The organism is Flagellimonas chongwuensis, assembly GCF_013376415.1.
GTDB classification, from domain to species: Bacteria; Bacteroidota; Bacteroidia; order Flavobacteriales; family Flavobacteriaceae; genus Flagellimonas; species Flagellimonas chongwuensis.
Genome location: NZ_WYET01000007.1, coordinates 187199 through 209485 on the forward strand (window position 1 = coordinate 187199; position 22287 = coordinate 209485).

Sequence of the window (22287 nt, forward strand, 5' to 3'; positions counted from 1 at the left end):
AAGCGGTAATCCAATTGTGGCCATGGATATGATTTTGAAATTTTTAAAGGTCAATCCTCATAATTCCCCTAGTCAAAACCAAGTATCCATAGATAATGGGCACTTGGTTTTACTTTTGGCAAATATCCACTACCTTCACACATTACAAATACGTAGGGGGATACCAAATGTTTTCTTTACGTTAAAAACCAACCTTGCATGCTGCCAAAAGGAAATTTTCCCGAAAAAGTCTTTTTGAATGGAGAAATCGTATCTGCCGAAGATGCCAAAATATCAGTTTTTGATCGAGGTTTTTTGTTCGGAGACGGCATTTACGAAGTTATGGTACAATTGGAGAACGGTATATTCTACAAAAAGGCCCACTTGGACCGATTACAGGACAATTTGAATAAAATCGGTATATCCTACGATGTCAAAAATATTGATGATGCATTGGAACCACTTCTCAAAGCCTCGGGTCTCACGGAAAAATCTTGTTTGATCTATATGCAAGTAACCCGTGGGACAGCTCCAAGGAAACACTCCTACCCAAAAGATGTTCCTGCAAGCGTGATGATGTATGCGCTTCCCTATGTGCTTCCCACCATCAACCTAAAACATATAAAAGCTATCTTGGAGCCAGATTTTAGATGGCATCGATGTGATATTAAATCCATCTCCCTGCTGGGAAATATTATGGCCAATGAAGCAGCAATGGACCATTTGGCCGATGAAGCTGCGTTGGTACGTGATGGTATGATTTCGGAGGGCTCGCACACCAACATCTTTTTTGTAAAGAATGGAACCGTAATCACTCATCCTGCTGACAATCATATTTTGAACGGTATTACTAGGATGATTGTACTGGAACTTTGTCAAAATCTTGATATTTCAGTAATCGAAAGACCTATTGCCAAAGACGAAATTAAACACATGGACGAAGCATTTTTTACAGGTACCACGACCCAGATTGCATCCATTGCCATATTAGGTGAGCATCAATTTTATGAAAACGACAATATTGGCAAAACAACCAAAAGACTCCAAAAGGCATTTGCCAAACTAAGAAGCATGGACACATCACAATCAAAACTCTAAAGTTTACCCTTTGAAACGAACCACTAAAACTTCAATTATGAAACAAATCACCTTAGGCCTAGTTTTGACGTTTGCTTTATTTGGCCATACAATGATGGCTCAAGAAATCGAAAAAAAGTATTCCAAAGAAGTAGAACGCTTGACTAAGAAAAAAGAGGTCGAAAAAGCTTTTGACATTATAAAATCTCAAAAACAACAAACGACTCAAGACTTGATCACCTTGACAGAAGTGTTGGCCCCTCCATTTATGGAAGACGAAAGAGGCAAAGTTTTTGCCAAGATGTTGGAAGAAGCCGGAGTGGATAGCCTGTGGACGGATAAAGTCGGAAATGTAATCGGATTACGAAAAGGAACTTCCGGTGAGCCAGGCTATCTTGGTGTGGACGCTCACTTGGATGTTGTTTTTCCAGAAGGAACGGATGTTACGGTAAAAAAGGTCGGAGATACACTTAAAGCGCCCGGAATCGGAGATGATACCAGAGGTCTTGCGATGTTGATCAGTATGCTAAAGGCCATGAACAAATCTGGAATAAAAACCGAAAAAGACCTGCTCATTGTTGGCTCTGTCGGCGAAGAAGGTCTCGGTGACCTCCGTGGTATGAAATATATGTTTAACGAATCTGGACTAGATATTGATTCCTGGATTGCCATAGATGGCGGTAGTCTCGGCAGAATTAGCAATGCGGGATTGGGTTCCAAAAGGTATAAATTGCTCATCAAGGGAAAAGGTGGCCATTCTTGGGGGGCTTTTGGACTGGCCAATCCTCACCATGCTTTGGGCAAAGCCATTGATATCTTTTCAAAAAATGCTTGGGAATATACTTCTGGCGACGTTACTAAAACAAGCTTCAATGTGGGCAGGATCGGTGGAGGAACTTCCGTCAATTCAATTCCGTTTGAATCGTGGATGGAAGTGGATATGCGAGCCATTGACCCTAAAAATCTTGATGAAATCGAAATCATTTTCAAGGAATCCGTGAAAAAAGCAATTGCAGCGTATAATGCCAGCGGTGTGCGAGGGAGAGTTACTTACGAACTTATTAAAATTGGCGACAGGCCATCGGGAGAATTGCCAGCTTCCCTGCCCTTGGTCCAGAGAACCATGGCAGCCACCAAGTTCTTTGGAGAAACCCCTAGACTGGGTCGTGGTTCCACCAACATCAACATCCCTGTTGCCAAAGGAATACCCGCGGTCTGCATTGGTCGAGGCGGACAAGGTGGTGGGGCCCATTCCCTACACGAATGGTACTTGAACGATGAGGAAGGAGATGAGTCTATTCAACTAGCCTTATTGATTACATTGGCTCAAGCAGGCCTTAGCAAATAGCATATAACTAAACATGGTTTGCTCACTCAAAAGAGTAAACCATGTTTATCTAGTTTCGACTAAAAAGTTATTTTGTTTTGGTAAATACCAAAGCCTTGCCCCTATTTTGTGTTACCACAATGTAAGGGTCTCCCCCTCCAGCTCTTTCCACCTGTACCATATCCTTAGCGTCTCCGGTAACCTTAAAACCACTTTCCTCGGCATTCTTAAATTCAAAACCTCCTGTGTTATCGCCTAACAATATTCCTCCATTGAAAGCATCATACCTTCCAATGAAAGCCTCATTGCCAAAATCGTTCCCTATCATTAGAATGTCGGTCGCAGTGTTTCCTGTATTAGTGGTTATCATACATTTGATTGGTGCCGATTGTGTCTCCCAAGGAAGTTTTCCCATTTTAAATTGTCCAGTTCCATCATTTTCAAAATAGGTGGTTTGGTCATGGTTCGCCATGAGCTCATCTGCTCCTTCGAGCTGTTCTGGAGTGAACAGGTTGTCCTTGGTAGTTTTGGCATACTCCCTAAAATAGTTGAATTTTTTCCTGAACAGGGGACTTTGTCCTATTAGGTCACCCCAAAAATTAACTGGATAGGGGTTGTAAACGGTATCGCCAAAATTGCCTTTAAAGTAAGCGAACATTATAGGGTCAATGGCTCCATTATTATCAAAGTCTTTAGCTAACATGGTAACGGGCCTTTCCTGTGATGGCTGGTACAAATTGTTTTTTCCTAAGTTTCCAGCAATCAAATCCACATCTCCGTCATTATCAAAATCTTGGGCCAACACGCATTCCCACCATCCAGAAAGTTGTTGCATCCCGGTTTGATCCATCCTTTGAAAAGAGTCTTTTTTATTTATAAAAACGGTCACGGGCATAAACTCTCCCACCAAAATCAAATCCTTTAGATTATCATTGTTTAAATCGGCCCATTTAGCATCGGTGACCATCCCTGGTTTTCTAAGTTCTTTACTGTAGGCATCGGTCACATCGACCAGTTTTCCTTTTTCATTTTTCAATAGATAGCAATCATCTGGTTTTGGATATTGGGAAAAAGGAGTACGCCCACCTATAAATAAATCCACGTAGCCGTCACCATCAAAATCCTCCGCTTCCACTACGGAACCACTTGAATTTATTTTTGGCAATTTATCCGTTGATCTTTCGAATTTTCCATTTCCTTGATTGATCATAAGGTAATCTTGATAGTACGGTGAGTCCAAATCGAACTCATTACTACCCGCCACCATGTATATATCCAGGTCACCATCGTTGTCCAGATCAAAAAGGGAAATACTTGTTTCCTCCCGCTTTTTGTTACCTTCATCTTCGAACAAAGGTTTTCCTGTAAAACTCCCATCTGAATTTTGGGTAAAAATCATAGGTGAGTACCCAGATGAGCTTCCAACGATAAAGTCCTCAAAACCATCACCATTTATATCGCCCTTTGCTAAACTTGGGCCATTTTGGGTCAGTTTGTGCGGAAGGGTTGGCTGCACATAAAAATCGGCCTTATCCATCTCTTTGTGAACGTAGTCAACACCAATCTGGTCAGAAATTTCCTGATATATTGGCTTGGTTTGTTTAGGAGCCAAAGGAAATGCCAGCTCTTGTCGGTCTATGGATTTGGACTCGCTATGATCAATGGTCAACTTTTGATTGACCTCTATATTTTTTATTGTTTGATATCTCCCATCGGGCCATAACACTTCGAGCGATTCTATTGTTTTTTGCGGTCCAAGACCAAAGTGTGCTATACTTTCCACAGTGGATAGGTACCCCCTATTCAACTGATGCTCATAATACTGGAAAGTTCCATCTGCAAACCGAACCGCCACTTTTGTTCCAAGACCTGCGGTATTGGATTTTGGCCCTTTTAGGTTTAGTTGCAGGTAATTGTTGGTTCCTGTTTGCTTACTTTCCAAATTATTCTTGAACAGGAACGCTTCATCATTAATGTTGCTCACCACATAGTCCAAATCGCCATCACCGTCCAAATCGACAAATGCTGCCCCATTTGAAAACGATGGTATGTTCAGCCCCCATTCCTTGCCCACATCTTTAAATTGTCCATTGCCTTCATTACGGTAAGCATAGTTTGGTATTTTCACCACTGGAATGGAATCCAAGATTTGGGCCGTGCTCAAATATTTTTGAACATTAAAATTGAACTCGCCAAAATCAAGGTCGGTGATGTCCCTTGGAAAACCATTGGTGATCAATAAGTCTTTTCGACCATCGTTATCGGCGTCGACAAACAATGGTGACCAGCTCCAATCCGTTTTTGCAACTCCTGCCATAAGACCTATTTCGCTATAGGGCATATTGGGCCCCTGGCCCATTTGAAGCATGTTACGCATATACTGATAGTCGTAACCATACTTGTCGTTCATGTAGTAATCGTTATAATTTGTTGCCTTGATGGTAGTCTTTAATCTATAATTTGTTTCACCGAGCATATCCAAAGTGAGAATATCCAAGTAACCATCGTTATTAAAGTCGGCAACATCGGAACCCATGGAAAATTTACTTTGGTGTTTTACATATTCCCCTATCTTATCGGTAAACGTTCCATCTCCATTGTTTATATAGAGGATATCGTTGCTCAAGTAATCATTGCTTACATAAATATCGGGCCATCCATCGTAATTGAGGTCGGATACGGCAACACCCAGTCCATAACCTTCAATGGTAATGCCAGCCTCCAATGTTACATCGGTAAAGGTATTGTCGCCATTGTTACGATATAGACGGTCGTTACTTAAAGACGAACCATCGGTTATTTTTTCTCTGTAATTGGCAGGCAAAATATGTATGTCTACATTATTAAGCACATAAAGATCCAAGAGACCATCTTTGTTGTAATCAATAAATGCAGCGTTCATGCTGTTACCCGTATCAGCCACGCCATATTCTTTTGCCATTTCTTTAAAAATAGGGACTCCATTATCATCCACACCTTGGTTGATGTACAATATATTGGCCTTCTCTTCAGGACTTTCATACATCGCCGCGCAGACATAAATGTCAAGAAGTGAATCATTATTGATATCGATTACCGATGCCCCTGTCTTCCATTTATCCAATGCCTCGACACCTGATGCAGCAGAAACATCCTTGAACTTGAAATCTCCTTGGTTAAGGTAGAGTTTATTGGTGACCTGATTTCCTGTAAAAAAAAGATCAGGCTTGCCATCATTATTAAAATCGCCGACTGCTACACCACCTCCATTGAAGATATACTCACTGGTAAGAATATTAAAGCTGTCGGTCTCAACTATCTTATTATTGAATGATATACCAGAGTGATCGGAAGAAATTTTAGAGAATAAAGTGTCCTCTTTTTTCTTTGAGCAAGAAGCAACCAGTAATAATGAAAGTGCAATTAAAATATAACCTTTAGTCACTGTGCTTAAGTTTTGATGATTAACAACAATTTTGATGAAATTTCGACGGATTTAAAGCATTTGTCTCCGTTCCATTGAAAATTTGATGTGTTTATGTTGATGGATATACCCAATTACTAAAAATACAAATTCGATTTTTCCATCTTACCTATCTATGATTAATATTGATTAAAAACGAATTAATTTTTAATTAATAAGGTTTGTCCCTAATTAAAATAGGTTGCCAATAAAATTGACAACCTATCTCTCTACTCGAATTAAATTAAACTAACTCAGATCTACTCAATATTTTATCAATATCCTGTGTTCTGTTCCAAAACACCACCACTTTGATCAATAGCATTGATAGGAATTGGAAAAAGATCGTGCTTTGGCGACACATAGTCACTAAACCTATTAGCGTAATTGGCCTGGTCGATATCTTCACCTTCGTTCGCCACATAGGTATTAAGTACTGTTTCTGCGTTGCCCCATCTTCTTAGGTCGAACAATCTATGTCCTTCCATACCAAATTCCAAGCGACGCTCAAAACGTACGGCTTTTCTAGCAAATACTTGATCTGGAAAAGCTGCATAAGGTTCAATTTGATAGTTTGCCGCATCAGTATCTGGTATTGGGTTGTCGTTGGCATCAAGCGCTTGTACGTAGCTCATGTTCTTTGCTCTGTTACGAACTCTGTTCACATAATCCAAAGCCATTGGAAGGTCTGGACTTGCTTGTTCAACTGCAGCTTCAGCTGCCATTAGCAATACATCCGCAAAACGCATAATGTTGTAATTGATACCGGACCAATCAGAACCCCAACCACCAATACCGCGGTTATCACCCACCTCAGAGGCTTGGTACATATTCTTTTTAGGCAAATAGGGGCCAGAGATATCAGTAAAGTTTGCCCTTATCCAAGATTTACCTGGATTTGCGCCAAAACCGTTATAATCGATTCCTCTTCTACCAATCGTGTAATCTATACGTGGATCTAATGGTCCAGTATGGGGTGTAAATGGCTCATCACTGTTGATTCCATAATCGCTCGCTACATCGGTTGCAGCATAGGTATCCAATAAAGGAAGTCCAGAACCATCTGTTTGAAAGGCATTGGTTAAATCTTGTGTTGGCTGAAAGAAACCACAACAAGTACCCAATGGCCCACCATTTAAAAAGTTCAGCGTACCTGCACCGTTTCCGTTGAAAGAGCGGCCACTATCGGAAGCAAACTGAATGGCGAAAAGAGATTCAGGACCATTCTCTCCTGCTGCGTTAAAATTGGCTACAAACTCTTCGTTCAGAGCATACGGTCCATTATTAATAACATCATTAAATAGAGGTAAAGCCTGCTCATATTTACCTTGATATAAGTATGCCTTTCCCAAAAATGCCTTGGCCACCCAAGCATTCGCTCTGCCAACTATAATATCATCTCCTAGTAGTGCAATTGCATCAGTAAAGTCCTGCTCAATCTCTGTCCAAATAGGGCCAGGGTTAGGTTGATTGTATTCTTCATTGACCAAGTTCTCTACAGAAATAAACGGTACGTTACCATAAAATTTCTGAAGTTCGAAATTAAAGTATCCCCTTAGGAAAAGGGCCTCTCCCTGCTGTTGGGTAAAGTCCCCATCAGGAATTTGGTTAATTAAATCTAGCACTGCATTGGCACGGTTTACACCTCCAAAGATTGCGCTCCATCTTCCCAAAAACCAAGGGTTACTGGTCGCCCACTCATACATCTCTATTTGACGAAGGAAATCGTTGTCCCCATCGTTACTTCCCCTGTGGGCATCATCGGAGGCCACATCGGACCACCAGTTATCACCTCCAGCAGCAACTCCCTCTCCTTGTCTGTTCACACGCTCGCCGTCCATAGCAGAGTATGCGGCGGTCAATTTTAGGTTAACACCAACAGCTGTTTGCAAATCCTCGGTAGGAATATTGCCCGTGGCCGGTTTTTCGGTGAATTCCTCACTACAGGCCCATAGCAAGAGTCCTGCAACCAATGTTGAAAATATTATCTTCTTTTTCATTTTTTAAAATTTTAGATTAACTCCGAAGGAATAAATTGAAGCTAGAGGGTAGTTGTTGTCAGAAACCCCAATAGTAAGGTTATCCACCGCTCCATTTACAAATCTAGGCTGTAGTTCTGGATCCACTCCATCATAACCTGTGATAGTGAACAAGTTAGTCCCTTGAAGATATAGACGAACGCTGTCCATTCCCAAATAACCGGAAACATCTTCATTAAAAGTATATCCAATTTGCAAGTTCTTTAATCTCATGTAAGAACCATCCTCCACAAAGAAAGAGTTCGCATCACTTTCCCCGTTTGAAATACTCCAGCTCAACGCTGGCAATTCAGCATCCAAATTGTCCGGTGTCCATGAATCCAATACTCTTGTACTTCTATTGGCATTTGGGAACGTAGGGAAATCAGTATACACCTTGTCGTTGTTAAATATATCGTTTCCTTGTGATCCTTGGAAGAAAGCGGACATATCGAATCCTTTATAACCAAAAGTTAGGTTTACACCGTAAGTGAAATCAGGGTGAGGTGAACCAATAAAGGTTCTATCATCGTCATCAATGGTACCGTCATTGTTCAAATCTCTATATCTGAACCTTCCAACACCATCAGCATCGGTTGCAAAACCTTGATTAGCAGCACTGGCCACTTCTGCTTCAGAAGCAAATATTCCATCTACTATTCTACCATAGAAAGAGGATAATGGTTGACCTTCCTGAGTCCTGGTTACAGTTCCTGTGTTTCTAAAGCCACCGAAACCGGTCTGGAAAGCACTGATCAAATCAAGTACTTCGTTTTTATAACTGGAGAAGTTTACATCAATTCCATATGTGAAACCGGAATCTGTACGGTCTCCATAACTTAATGTTGCATCCACACCTTTGTTCCTAATAGAACCGAGGTTTACGTATGGAGGAGCAGCATCAAGCGCTGTTGAACTATACAAACTTGCGTCTTGGTTGATCAAATCTTTGGTTGTGATAGTAAAGTATTCTGCAGAAAGGTTCAACCTGTTATCAAAGAAACCAAGTTCTATACCAAAGTTGGTAGTTTCAGAAGTCTCCCATCTTAAATTTGGGTTCCCTGCCGCTGATAAAATCGCTCCTTGCGTAATACCCGCTGCACTACCATTATAGGCATAATTGGCATATTGCTCACTTAAGATGGAGAAGTTGACAGTAGGGTTATTGACCGGCAAGGTTTGGTTACCCAATTGTCCCCAAGAACCTTTCAATTTCACACGGCTCATAAATGAGTCGGTAGGCCAGAAACTTTCGTTGCTCACGACCCAACCTGCACTGAACGAAGGGAATATATCGCTCTTATTGTCTCCAACAAATCTTGAAGATTCATCTCGACGTACCGTAGCGGTCAAAAGATATTTGCCATCGTAGTCATAGTTCACCGTACCAAAAACGGAGAACAATGAAGATGCGTTATCGTATGCATATGCAACGTTGGGTGCACCACCACCATTACTCAATAAGTAATAATCAGGTGTTTCGAAAAAATAATCAGTTCTTGAAATTTCCTTTCCCTTACCATGATTATCCAAAGCTTCGATACCTACCAATGCATTAATGCTATGGTCTCCAAAAGACTTATTGAAGTTTAAGGTATTGGTCCATACCCACTCATAATTATCTTGTTCCGCCTCGGTCAACGTATTTGTTGAAAGTGGCTCTGGAGACTCGGGAATCAATGCCCTAAAACGTCTATCATTATAAGCCCGGATTGATCCGCCAATAGATGTTTTGAATTGAAGACCATCTATAATATCCAATGTAGCATAGATATCACCAAACACCCTAAAGGTCTTATTGAAATCATCCTTTTGACGAGTGGCCTCAGCTACAGGATTGTTTGGGTTTGCAAGTCCGTTGGCATTACTATAACTACCTGCAAAATTACCCTCAGCATCGTATACAGGGACCAAAGGAGACATTCTTGTAGCGAAGTTGAACCAAGATTGTCCACCGCTTCTTCTATCAAAAGAGATATTGACGTGCTCACCGATCCTAAGTTTCTCACCAATCTTAAATTCAGAGTTCAACCGCACATTTCCTCTTTTAAACCCTGTGTGGATCTGGATACCTTGACGGTTCAAATATCCAGCAGAAAAAAGGAACTTAGATTTTTCATTACCATTCTCTAACGTAATGGAAGCATTCTGAGTTATTGCAGTCCTATAAATTTCATCCAACCAATCCGTTCCGTTCGGTCTTACGTTCATGGTAACTGGAACGTCACCTTGTATCGTAGAAGGAACTACTGGGTTAGGACCATTACCATATTGTATATGGGATGGTGTGTTACCGTCATTCAACATACTTTGCCAAAAAACTTCCCCTAGTTGCTGAGCGTTCAACAACTCTGGCACATTGGTAGGTGCTGAAAAACCAGTATACATATCCAAGGACACTTTTGCTGTATCTAGGTTATACCCACCACTTTTTGTAGTGATAATCACAACACCATTCGATGCTCTTGCACCATAAATGGCGGCTGCACCATCCTTAAGTACGTTCATCTGTGCGATGTCTGCAGGATTTATCGAGTTCAAAACCCCTGGATCATCTGTTTGTACCCCATCTATAATATATAATGGGTCGTTACTGTTACCTGTTCCATACCCCCTGATGCGTACTACAGGTGAGGCACCTGGAGAACCGTTGTTTGTGATGGTAACACCCGAAACCCTACCTTGTAAGGCCTCTGCTGCGTTTACCACAGGTGTTTTGGTTGCTTCAGCAACATCAACCGTTCCTACGGAACCTGTCAATTCACCTCTGGTCTGCGTACCATAACCTGTTACAACCACCTCATCCAAGGCAGCGGCATCTTCCTGCATGGTCACATCCACAGTAGAATTACCGTTTACCGGAATTTCTATGGTTTTAAACCCTACATAAGAAAAGATTAGAGTAGCATCTGAAGCTGCAGTAATGGAATAGTTTCCATCAAAATCTGCCTGAGTTCCATTAGTGGTACCTTTTACAATAACATTGGTACCTGGCAAAGGTGTTCCAAAATTATCCACAACCGTACCCGTTATGGTTAATTGGTAAGGGGGCGAAGTAGCATCACCCGAGTCCGGGGCCGCTGCAAACGCAGATCCACCCACCAACATCATTGTCATTGACAAAAAGAATGTCTGAAAAGCCTTTAGGGCACCAGACAACCTTGTCAAAACTTGAATTCTGTTTTGATTCATAGATAGTCTATTTAGTTTAGTTATTTCTAATGATCTCGACCGTGCATATTGTCTCAATCAGGAACAATAATAGTTATTTTTTTATAATTGGCAATATTTTAACAGTAAATATTGAATATGACAAAATCTATACTTTCAAAATATAAATCTGGTAATCCTAAAAAAACGTTAATTATACTGGACGTAGAGCGGGATGGCAATTATGGCAATGAAATATTCTTCTGCTCAGAAAACAAAAAACAAACAAATTAGTCCTTCTATGTTACAATTATAATATATCTCTCCTCCAGTCTGAAAAATGTTAGCAAACATTAGATAAAGAATAAGCTCCCGACTAAATTATAGTTCATGTTCAGTAATTATTTCAGTATCTCCCCTTTATATTGTATCAATTTGATACAATAATGCCCCTGTTTTTTTACTTTTATATTTTTTTAGTGTAAATTTTGCGATGTTTACAATATGTTGCCTTCAGAAAACAAATACCTAACCAACGTTTCTTTTGATACCGTAATCTTTGGTTTCACAGGGGAAGAACTAAAAATTTTGGTGCTCGAATACCAGAATACAGGTTTATTTGCATTACCTGGTGGCTACATTAGAAGAGATGAAAACTTATTGGATGCTGCCAAAAAGGGCATTATGAGGCGTACAGGTCTCAAAACAATTCACTTGGAGCAGTTCCATACGTTTGGAAAGCTGAACAGGTCCAATCCTGAACCATCTAAAAGGATTGCCAAGGGCCTGGGCTATGAGATGCCGGATGATCACTGGGTATTGGATAGGTTCATTACCGTAGGGTATTACTCTTTGATCAATTACAATGAGGTTCGCCCAACACCTAACAAGTTCTCCGATTCCATAAATTGGTATAGCATCAATAACCTTCCTCCTTTGATGATGGACCACGAGGAAATCGTAAAAAAAGCATTGGAGGCCATCAGGACCGACCTTGGTAAAAAACCTATTGGGACCAATCTGTTGCCCGAAAAATTCACCATGAAAGAATTACGAAAAGTATACGAGGCCATTTTGGACAAAAAACTTCGACGGACTACTTTTCAACGCAAAATTCTAAGTATGGACATCCTTATAAGGCATGAAAAACTCTATACCGGAGCGGCCAACAAAGCACCTTACCTTTATAGCTTTGATAAAGAAAAAATTGAAAAGCTATAACCCATTGCACAACGTCCATTAGAATTGAGCAAAAATTATAACCTTTAAAAGCTAAACTAAATACCAAAATGCCAAATTTTAATATTGATGCCGACCCAAAACAAACATATGATGCCATTGTAATAGGCTCAGGTATAAGTGGAGGTTGGGCAGCCAAAGAACTTTGTGAGAAGGGATTAAAAACCTTAGTTCTTGAACGTGGCCCCGTGGTAGAACATCCAAGTGACTATACCACCGCTAATTTGGACCCATGGGATTTGGAACTTCGCGGCGGCCTTACACCGGAACAAAAGGAAAAACATTATAAAGCTATAAGGTCTGGGTTTATAGGTCAGGACACCGAACATTTTTTTGCCAACGACAAAGAAAACCCATATACGGAGGTTAAGCCATTTCTTTGGATACGGGGACACCAAATGGGAGGTCGCTCCCTACTTTGGGGAAAACAAACCTACCGTTGGAGCGAAATGGACTTTGAGGCAAATGCAAAAGATGGACATGGGGTGGATTGGCCCATTCGCTATAAAGACCTCGAGCCATGGTACAGCTACGTGGAAAAATTTGCAGGAATCAGCGGAGAGGCTCTTGGCTTGCCACAACTGCCGGATAGCCACTTTCTCCCTCCCATGGAATTGAATTGTGTAGAAAAAGATATCAAAAAACGTATTGAAAGGGATTTCCCTGGTAGACATATGATTATTGGTAGGGTTGCCCACTTGACCCAGCCCCTGAACGGAAGGGGGCAATGTCAATATCGAAACCGATGCAGTCGAGGTTGCCCGTACGGTGCATATTTTAGCAGTAATGCCGTAACGCTTCCAGCAGCGAACGCAACAGGAAACCTTACTTTTAGACCGTATTCCATTGTACAATCCATAATGTACGATGAAAGTACAGGAAAAGCATCCGGGGTGCGCATTATTGATGCCGAGACCAATGAGGACATTGAGTTCAAGGCAAAGATTATTTTCTGTAACGCCTCAACGTTGAGTACAACTCAAATTCTACTGAATTCAACCTCAGACCGTTTCCCGAATGGTATGGGTAATGATAGCGGAGAACTGGGCCACAACCTTATGGACCATACTTATCGTGTTGGGGCCTTAGGAAAAGTTGAAGGCTATGAAGATAAATATTATAGTGGGCGTAGACCCAACGGCATTTATATTCCGCGCTACTGGAACATTGATGAAAAATCAAAAACCGACAAGTTCCTTCGAGGTTTTGGTTTTCAAGGTGGAGGATACCGAATGGGCAATAGTGAAGCTGCCAACCGCAAGGAATTCGGTGGCGACTACAAGGACAGTATCATGAAACCCGGACCTTGGGAATTTTTCATTACAGGATTTGCAGAATGTTTGCCCTATCATGACAATAAGGTTTTTCTCAACAAAGAAGTTACAGATAAATGGGGGCAGCCTACCCTATCCATTGATGCCGAATATAAGGAAAACGAATTGGCCCAAAACAAACAAATTCAGGAAGATGCCGTGGAAATGTTGGAAAAAGCCGGTGTAAAGGATATCATTGGTTTTGATAACGAACACGAACCTGGATATGGTGTTCATGAAATGGGTACCGCTAGGATGGGGCGAGACCCAAAAACTTCCGTTTTGAACGGCACCAACCAGATTCATTCGGTGAAAAACGTATTTGTTACCGATGGGGCCTGTATGACCTCCAACTCCTGCGTAAACCCATCTTTGACCTATATGGCACTCACGGCACGAGCCGCTAATCATGCTGTAGAAGAACTTAAAAAACTCAACATTTAATCTCATGGACCGTAGAAAAGCTTTAAAATTTACAGGAAGTATGGCCGCGTTGGCCGTTTCAGGCCCGTCCTTGCTATCATTGTTACAATCATGTAAAAATGAGGCCCGAATGGATTGGCAACCCATATTTTTGACTATAGATGAAGCAGCATTCGTCTCCAAAATCGTGGATATGATATTGCCACGAACCGAAACTCCGGGAGCACTCGATGTAAAAACGGATATATTCATCGATAAGGTTTACGCCAATCTTTATGACACCGATGCTCAGGAACATGTAAGGAAAGAAATTGAAAAATTCAATCAAGATTGCATTTCTGATTTTGGCGACAGCTTTGTAAACCTATCCGAATCGGACCAAATCAAGGTTTTACAAAAAGCGGAAGAGAATTCAGGACAATTTGGAAGCGGCGTGTGGGGAACCACAGTGGGCAAACCTGAACCTGTAGGTTTTTATCGTTCCTTAAAATCAACTGCGCTCTGGGGCTATTTCACTTCGCAAGAAATCGGTGAAAATGTTTTGAGTTATGATCCCATACCAGGAGGATATAATGGTTGTATTCCCTTAAGTGAGGTAGGCAACAAATGGAGTCTGTAATATGGACTCCAAACCCTTTTATATCAACCGAAGAAAGTTTTTAGCAAGTTCCACGGCAGCTCTGGCACTCTCAACATTTGGTGCCTATGGTCTGGATTTGATTCATTCCCCAAAAAAATGGAGAGTTGGGCTTATTGGTTGTGGCTGGTACGGTAAAAGTGACCTCTTCAAACTCATCCAAGTTACCAATGTAGAAGTGGTATCACTTTGTGATGTGGATAAAAAACATCTCGAGGAAGCTGCCCAATTGGTCGCCCAACGTCAGGCATCGAAAAAAAGACCACGCCTATATCATGATTATCGTAAAATGCTCGCTGAAAAGGACTTGGATATCGTTCTGATAGGTTCTCCAGACCATTGGCATGCATTACAGGCCATAGAAGCTATGGAAGCTGGTGCGCACCTTTATCTGCAAAAACCCATCAGTTTAGATGTTTTGGAAGGCGAAGCCATTTTGAGCACTGCACGGAAACTTGGGAAAAAAGTACAAGTAGGTACGCAACGTAGAAGTACACCACATTTGATAGAGGGCAAGAAAAATATCATCGATGCCGGACTATTGGGAAAAATATCCCATGTAGAAATGTGTTGTTACTATCACATGCGGTGGAACGCCAACCCTCCCGTACAAGAGGTTCCAGATTATTTTGATTATGATTTTTGGTCGGGACCTGCCCCACTCCGCCCCTACATTGGGTTGCCCCACCGAAGTTGGCGCGCCTTTATGGAATATGGCAATGGCATCGTTGGCGATATGTGTGTTCACATGTTGGATGCAGTACGTTGGATGCTTGACCTTGGTTGGCCCAAAAAGGTAAGCTCCACCGGGGGAATCTATGTTCAAAAGGATTCCATCGCCAATATTTCCGACACCCAAACAGCCATTTTTGAATTTGATGAACTAAACTGTGTATGGCAGCATCGTAGCTGGGGAAATCCGACGGACCCAGATTATCCATGGGCATTTTTCATTTATGGTGAAAAAGGTACGTTTAAAGGAAGTGTTCATCAGTATGAATTTATTCCTAACGGAGATGGAAAAACCATAAAAAAGGAAGTAGTCTACGAACGTGAAAAGTATCCCGAAGATTTAAAAGAAAAGGATATAGAGTTGCATACCGCACCTGCTACCCGAGGACACATGTTGGACCTATTGGACTCCATAGAAAATGATAGGCTTCCGGTTGCCGATGTGCTGCAAGGACATATTTCAACGGCTAGTTGCATCTTGGCCAACCTGTCCATGAAATTGGAACGACCCTTGGCCTACAATCCTCAAGAAAGGATGATAATCAATGATGCCGAAGCTTCGAGTTTATTGAAGAATACGTATAGAGGGCCATGGAAGCATCCTTACGAATCCATTTAAAAAACTTAAAAAGTTGTGTCAAACGATGTCACTTGAACATATTATGAAAAATATCAGCCTCCTACTCTTCTGTATTTGTTTATGCACCATATGCCAGGCCCAACAAAACAATAAACGGACCATTGTGACCACAGATGGTGAAATCGACGATGTGGATACCTTTATCCGCTTTTTGATGTACACCAACGAATTCGATACCGAAGGACTGATCTACTCCAGTTCCATGTGGCACTGGAAGGGAGATGGCAAAGGCACCACCATGGTATCGGAAATGGAAATGACCCGTAACATGTATGGGGAGCGAAGCGAATTAAGGTGGCCCGGTACCACTTGGATGGAAGAATTATTGAGCGAATATGGCAAAGTTCACCCCAATCTACTGCTGCACGATAAAAATTATCCTTCAGCAGAAAAGCTTTTGTCATTGGTGAAGGTGGGCAACATCGATTTTGAAGGAGAAATGGACCAACGGACCGAAGGTTCCGAATGGATTGCCCAAAAATTGATGGATGATGACCCGCGGGAAATATTTCTTCAAGCTTGGGGAGGAACCAATACCATTGCCCGTGCCCTAAAATCTATTGAGGAAGATTATTCAAACCATAAGAATTGGGAAGAAATCAAAGAAAAGGTATCCAAAAAGGCCATTATTTATACCATAATGGACCAAGATGCCACCTACAAAAAGTATATCGGCCCCAATTGGCCCAAAATCCGTGTATTCTATAATGCGAATCAATTTTGGTGCTTTGCCTACCCTTGGAAAAGAGTGGTTCCAAAAAGCCAGCAGCCTTTTCTAGAAGGTAGTTTTATGGGCCCAAATATCATTAATGACCATGGTCCACTTTTCAAAAAATACTATTCCTACGGGGATGGACAGAAACAAGAGGGCGACCCCAACCATTTTGAAGGTGATATCTCAAAAATTGTAGATACAGAGAGGGGCAGTTTTTCAAAATATGATTTTATCTCTGAAGGAGACTCCCCAGCATTCCTGCATTTGGTAGATGTGGGATTGGACAACTATGAAGACCCGTCAAGAGGCGGTTGGAGCGGTCGTTTTGTGCAATCAAAAGAAAATCCATACAGATACGAAGACGGGGATGCTGCTTCCGACCTAAATCCAGAAACAGGAGAAATGGACAAAAGCTATCCGCAGACCAGATGGATCAAACCTATGCAATTGGATTTCGCTGCTAGGGCGGATTGGTGCATCAAACCATTTTCAGAAGCAAACCACCCACCAAAAATTAACGTAGCGGAGGGGAATACCATAACCTCAACAGCTGGTGGAACACTTACGCTGAACATTTCCTGCGAGGATGTAGATGGCCATCCAGTTTATTTTAAAGCTTGGCCCTACTCGGAGGCGGGAGACGGCGCTGTACAAATTGAATTGAACCAGGACAGAGCTAAAATACAAGTTCCTAAAACGGCTAAAACCGGTGAAAAATATCATGTGATCATAGAAGGTACGGATACTGGTTTTCCTGCTTTGACAAGATACCAGCGTGTAATCATTGAAATTAATTAACTTTCAAATAAACCTTGAATACATAGAAAATCAGGCTATTGGCTGTTCCAAGAATTGAACTTGTTTCTTTTTGTTATAAATCTACTTTCTTAACTTTCAATATTCTGATTTAGCAGCACATAAAAACTAAATAACAATATGCATACTTTAAAACAAAACCTCAAACTGGGCAGCTTGTTCCTAGCAACAATTTTTGTGGGCTGTAGCCCCAAGTTTACAGAAGAAACCAAGGAAGGTTTCAACCTTGTAAAAAATGAAGATGGAGCAACCCTTGGCTATAGCCCAAGTTCTGGAGTCTCAATTTTGACCGTTGACCAGATGGCATTTAAAGACCTGAACAAAAATGGCACGCTTGATCCTTATGAAGACTGGAGACTCTCGGCAGATGAAAGAGCCAAAGACCTTGCTTCCAAAATGAGTGTGGAGCAAATAGCTGGATTAATGTTATACAGCGCACACCAATCCATCCCCGGGGGAGGGAATAGCTTTTTTGGAGCTGTAACATACAATGGAAAGCCTTATAAAGAAAGTGGTGCTAAACCTAGTGACCTTTCTGATGCACAGAAGAAATTTTTGCTCGAAGATAATTTACGCCATGTTTTGATTACCAGCGTTGAATCACCGGGAATATCTGCGCAATGGAACAATAATGCCCAAACTATGGTTGAGAGTATTGGGTTGGGCATTCCTATAAATACCAGCTCCGACCCTAGACATGGCAGTGATTCCTATGCAGAATTCAATGCGGGTGCGGGCGGAAAAATTTCCATGTGGCCCAGTACATTGGGACTGGCAGCTAGTTTTGATCCATCTTTAATGCAACAGTTCGGGGAAATCGCTTCTCAAGAATATCGAGCATTGGGCATAGCAACCGCACTTTCCCCTCAAATTGACCTTGCGACCGAGCCTCGTTGGTCTCGTTTTGATGGCACTATGGGAGAAGACCCAAAGCTAGCGGCCGATATGGCCCGTGCCTATGTGGAAGGCTTTCAAGCATCGGAAAACGGCGATTGGGGCATGCAAAGTGTCAATGCCATGGTAAAACACTGGCCAGGTGGCGGACCTGAAGAAGGTGGTCGTGACGGACATTTTGGTTATGGGTCCTATGCCGTTTATCCCGGAAAAAATCTGGAAGATCATTTAAAGCCCTTTACGGAAGGTGCATTTGCCTTAAAAGGGCCAACCAAAATGGCAACTGCCGTAATGCCCTATTATACCATTTCTTATAATCAGGATAGCAAAAACGGGGAAAACGTTGGGAATGCCTACAACAAATATTTGATTACAGACCTTCTGCGTGGAAAGTATGGTTATGATGGTGTCGTCTGTACCGATTGGGGTATCACAGGCGATGCTCCCAATGTATATGAGTTTAGGGGCAAGCCATGGGGTGTGGAAAATTTGAGCGTTGCCGAAAGACATTATAAAATTATCGAAGCCGGTTGTGACCAATTTGGGGGTAACAACGATATGGGCCCAGTTATAGAAGCCTATCAGATGGGGGTTGAGGAACATGGAGAAGAATACATGCGGAAGCGTTTTGAAACTTCTGCTGTCCGCCTGCTGAAAAACATATTTAGAACCGGACTTTTTGAAAACCCTTATTTGGATGTGGCACAAACGGAAAACATCGTTGGCAATTCAGAGTTTATGGCGGCAGGTTACAATGCACAGCTCAAATCCATAGTGATGCTTAAAAACAATGAAAAAACACTTCCTGTGGAGAACAAGAAAAAAGTCTATGTGCCCCAGCGTTATGTAGCCCCCACAGTAAATTGGTTCGGGGTAGCTACCAAAGAGCGCACTGAACATCCTTTCAATATGGAAGTTGTTGCCAAGTATTTTGAGGTAGTGGACACCCCTGATGAAGCTGATTTTGCCCTTGTTGGTATTGAAAACCCAAATGGTGGGGTAGGTTACGATGTCGCTGACACCGAAAATGGTGGCAATGGTTACGTTCCCATAAGCTTACAATATGGCACTTACACCGCAACCAATGCAAGAGAGCAGAGCATAGCGGCTGGAAGTCCGCTGGAAGAAGGTGTGGACAACCGCTCCTACAATGGTAAAACGACCACATCCATAAACATTTCCGATATGAGTTTGGTGACCGATACAAAAAGAAAGATGGGAGACAAACCTGTTGTAGTCATAGTGAGAGTCGCCAAACCCCTGGTCTTTGCGGAAATTGAATCGTCTGCTGACGCTATATTGGTACACATGGGCGTTCAGGACCAAGCCCTAATGGACATAGTTTCGGGCAAAGTAGAACCTTCTGCTTTGCTACCATTTCAAATGCCCAAAAATATGTTGACCGTTGAGCAACAGTTTGAAGATGTTCCACGGGATATGGACCTGTATACCGACACTAACGGCAACTCCTACGATTTTGCTTTCGGGCTGGATTGGAGTGGAGTAATTGATGATGAAAGAACCCAAGCATATAAATAGATAGTCGAGCAATATATTTTAAGGTCCCCAAATAATTGGGGACCTTTTTTTAATCAAAATTTTACATCAAAAACGTTTTATCGTTTATCTGTGATTTTAACCCCAACAAAAAAATAATTAAAGTACAATACATTAGTTTTGCGCCACCTAAAATCACTGAAAACCAAACCATTTTTTGAATGCTCACCAAAGAAAATCCCAAGAAAAACCTTTACATCCTTTCCTTTCTCAATTCCATTTACCCTTTGAGCCCAGAGTTAAAGAATTACCTTACTCTGAAAATCAACAGTCGTTCCTTTGAAAAAAATGAGTTCATCAATAAGGCCGGTGAAATCTGTGATTGTCTATATCTGATCAAAAAAGGAATGGTTCGTGGTTATTTTGTAAGTGATTCGTCGGAAATCACCACTTGGATTGATTCTGAAAATGAAGTGTTTACATCTATAACTGGCTTCTTTAGAAATCAAAGAAGCGAGGAGTACATACAGAGCCTTGAAAATACGTATTGCGATTACCTGAAATATGAGGATTACAAATATTGCCTAAACCATTTCCCAGAAATGAGGCACATCAATCGTATTTTGCTCGAAGAATATTACATATTGGCAGAGCAAAGGGTATACCTGGCCAGAATTCCAAATGCACGCAAAAGGCTTGAATTTTTTATGGCGAACATGAAACCCCAAATTATGGACAGGATTCCGAGAAAACACCTCGCTTCCTATCTAGCCATAAGACCGGAAACCTTATCCAGACTTATGAAGGACAAAAGTTGAATTGATACTTTTTTGAGCAATGTATTTTTTCAAATTATCCAACTCTGGCTTTTATTACAAAAATCCATTCCTTCCCAGAAATTTATTTCCTCTTTTATAATATTCAGAAAACCAAAGCAAAACCCCGATTGACCGCTTACATTTCCACAGGTTCAAAAACCATCTTTTCTGAACCACACACAGAGCAGGTGTACTCCTCGGGTACATCCGTAAATTTTGTATTGGGCTCGATACCAAATTTTGAATCACCCACTTCATAATCATATACCGTCAAGCATTTTTGGCATTGATAGACCTGTTTGGGTTCTCGCTCCTTTGTATCTTTCTTTTTTATTATTGTATTCTTCTCTTGCCCGAGTTGCTGGAAGTATGCTTTGCTCAATTCAATCAAAAGATTGGGCAATTCCTTTTTATCTACATCTTGTGCATAGATCAAATACTGCCTCGTATTGGGGTCAAAATCTTTAAAATGGCATACATTATAGGTAGGTTTTACTTCAAAATCCAATCCTATTTGAGTGGTTGGATTCTTCTCAATGACTATGGATGAAAAATGGGATTGTTTACCTACATCTTTACTAATACCAAAGGTGAGTCCGTAAGTGCTGATATCGTTCTGATCAAAATTATTGACTAAATATTGTTTTAGTTCCAAAGCTTCTTGATCATCCACGGGCAAATGCCAGTTCATTTCCAATTGGGAATGCCGTACATTGATTCCCTTTTGACCAAGGAACCTTTCCAACTCAGGCCGACTTTCCTTGGAAATCCCCTTTACAATAAATGATTTCCAAGGTGTGATACATATTTTCCCTATACTATTGTCCAAGCAAAATCCACAGAATTCCTTTAAAAACTGCAGATCATAACGATTATTACGCCAATAAAGCCCCAACCAATATTGATCTATGCCCATACGGTTCATCCCTTCGTAGTATGGAAAAGTAACAAATGGTATTTGTAGTTCTTTCTTTATGGTCTTGTTGTTATTTGCCTGCAGTTTTTGATTCAATAGGGCAAAGAGCTGATCTACATTGTCCATGGCATGGTACACTTCCTCTACGGCCCTACAGACCGAAACAATGTCCCAACTATAAATCAGTACTGGATAATAGGCACTCTTTTTCCAATGGGGCAATAGTATGTTTAAATACCAGTAATCTTCGTCTTCGGATGCCACAAAATTGAGGTTTCCACTAAAAATGGGCACCAAGCGTTGTTTTGGATCGGTAATATTAATCTTCAATCTTGGTACAAAATCAAACTGCTCCAAGAGGTACAGGTAAGTGGAACCTTTGAGCCAATGGGTTCCATCAAAAATATCTGCCGATACATAAGAACAAACAATGTTTTGATACGACCTGTCAGCAACAATATCAGTTTTATATTTTGATGTTTTTTCCAACTGTCCCTTATGCTTATTGTCAAGGGGAAAAAGCAGGTCCTGCCTTGAGCCAAAGTAAACTTCCGACAACCCTGCCGCTTCGAGCATGGCTACACTGTCCTTGAGCTCGCCCGGAGAGGTAATGCCACCACTTATCAATATCCTGTGCAAATCGTCGTTCATGAT

The 22287-nt window shown here is 41.4% G+C and carries 13 protein-coding genes; 9 read left to right on the plus strand and 4 right to left on the minus strand.

The annotated features are described in order from the left end of the window. The first annotated feature begins 198 nt into the window (after positions 1-198). Positions 199-1077 (plus strand): aminotransferase class IV, encoded by an 879-nt coding sequence (locus GUA46_RS13645; protein ID WP_176620948.1) that lies wholly within the window; start codon positions 199-201, stop codon positions 1075-1077. 37 nt (positions 1078-1114) lie between these two features. Next, positions 1115-2404, plus strand: coding sequence for a M20/M25/M40 family metallo-hydrolase (locus GUA46_RS13650; RefSeq protein WP_176620949.1), 1290 nt, complete (start codon positions 1115-1117; stop codon positions 2402-2404). Between the two features lie 67 nt (positions 2405-2471). Here the strand turns inward: GUA46_RS13650 and GUA46_RS13655 are convergent, their stop codons facing one another. The 3 genes from GUA46_RS13655 to GUA46_RS13665 form a co-directional block, all read right to left on the minus strand. Next, a complete protein-coding gene (locus GUA46_RS13655) occupies positions 2472-5807 on the minus strand; it encodes a VCBS repeat-containing protein (protein WP_313790872.1) in 3336 nt (1111 codons plus the stop codon). 293 nt (positions 5808-6100) lie between these two features. Next, on the minus strand, positions 6101-7825 hold the full coding sequence (locus GUA46_RS13660; RefSeq protein WP_176620950.1) for a RagB/SusD family nutrient uptake outer membrane protein: 1725 nt from the start codon (positions 7823-7825) through the stop codon (positions 6101-6103). A 3-nt stretch (positions 7826-7828) separates the two neighbouring features. Beyond that, complete coding sequence (locus GUA46_RS13665; RefSeq protein ID WP_176620951.1) at positions 7829-11035, minus strand: SusC/RagA family TonB-linked outer membrane protein; 3207 nt, start codon at positions 11033-11035, stop codon at positions 7829-7831. Between the two features lie 462 nt (positions 11036-11497). Between GUA46_RS13665 and GUA46_RS13670 the strand changes: the two genes are divergently transcribed. The 7 genes from GUA46_RS13670 to GUA46_RS13700 all read left to right on the plus strand — a co-directional run bounded on the left by GUA46_RS13670 (position 11498) and on the right by GUA46_RS13700 (position 20717). Further along, complete coding sequence (locus tag GUA46_RS13670; RefSeq protein ID WP_108244287.1) at positions 11498-12214, plus strand: NUDIX hydrolase; 717 nt, start codon at positions 11498-11500, stop codon at positions 12212-12214. 68 nt (positions 12215-12282) lie between these two features. Next, complete coding sequence (locus GUA46_RS13675; protein ID WP_176620952.1) at positions 12283-13989, plus strand: GMC oxidoreductase; 1707 nt, start codon at positions 12283-12285, stop codon at positions 13987-13989. Positions 13990-13993: 4 nt separating this feature from the next. After that, positions 13994-14587 carry a gluconate 2-dehydrogenase subunit 3 family protein gene (locus GUA46_RS13680; protein WP_176620953.1) on the plus strand — a complete coding sequence of 198 codons (594 nt, stop codon included), beginning with the start codon at positions 13994-13996 and terminating at the stop codon, positions 14585-14587. 1 nt (position 14588) lies between these two features. Continuing rightward, positions 14589-15956: a Gfo/Idh/MocA family protein gene (locus GUA46_RS13685; RefSeq protein WP_176620954.1), complete on the plus strand. Its 1368-nt coding sequence runs from the start codon at positions 14589-14591 to the stop codon at positions 15954-15956. Between the two features lie 43 nt (positions 15957-15999). Then, positions 16000-17490 (plus strand): DUF1593 domain-containing protein, encoded by a 1491-nt coding sequence (locus tag GUA46_RS13690; protein WP_176620955.1) that lies wholly within the window; start codon positions 16000-16002, stop codon positions 17488-17490. Positions 17491-17628: 138 nt separating this feature from the next. After that, entirely contained in the window at positions 17629-19941 is a 2313-nt protein-coding gene (locus GUA46_RS13695; protein ID WP_176620956.1) for a glycoside hydrolase family 3 protein, read from the plus strand. Positions 19942-20120: 179 nt separating this feature from the next. Next, the gene (locus tag GUA46_RS13700) at positions 20121-20717 is read left to right on the plus strand and encodes a Crp/Fnr family transcriptional regulator (RefSeq protein ID WP_176620957.1); all 597 of its coding nucleotides are present in this window, start codon (positions 20121-20123) and stop codon (positions 20715-20717) included. A 136-nt stretch (positions 20718-20853) separates the two neighbouring features. On the opposite strand, the gene GUA46_RS13705 is transcribed toward GUA46_RS13700, so the two are convergent. Continuing rightward, a complete protein-coding gene (locus tag GUA46_RS13705; protein WP_176620958.1) occupies positions 20854-22284 on the minus strand; it encodes a rubredoxin in 1431 nt (476 codons plus the stop codon). Positions 22285-22287 lie beyond the last annotated feature (3 nt).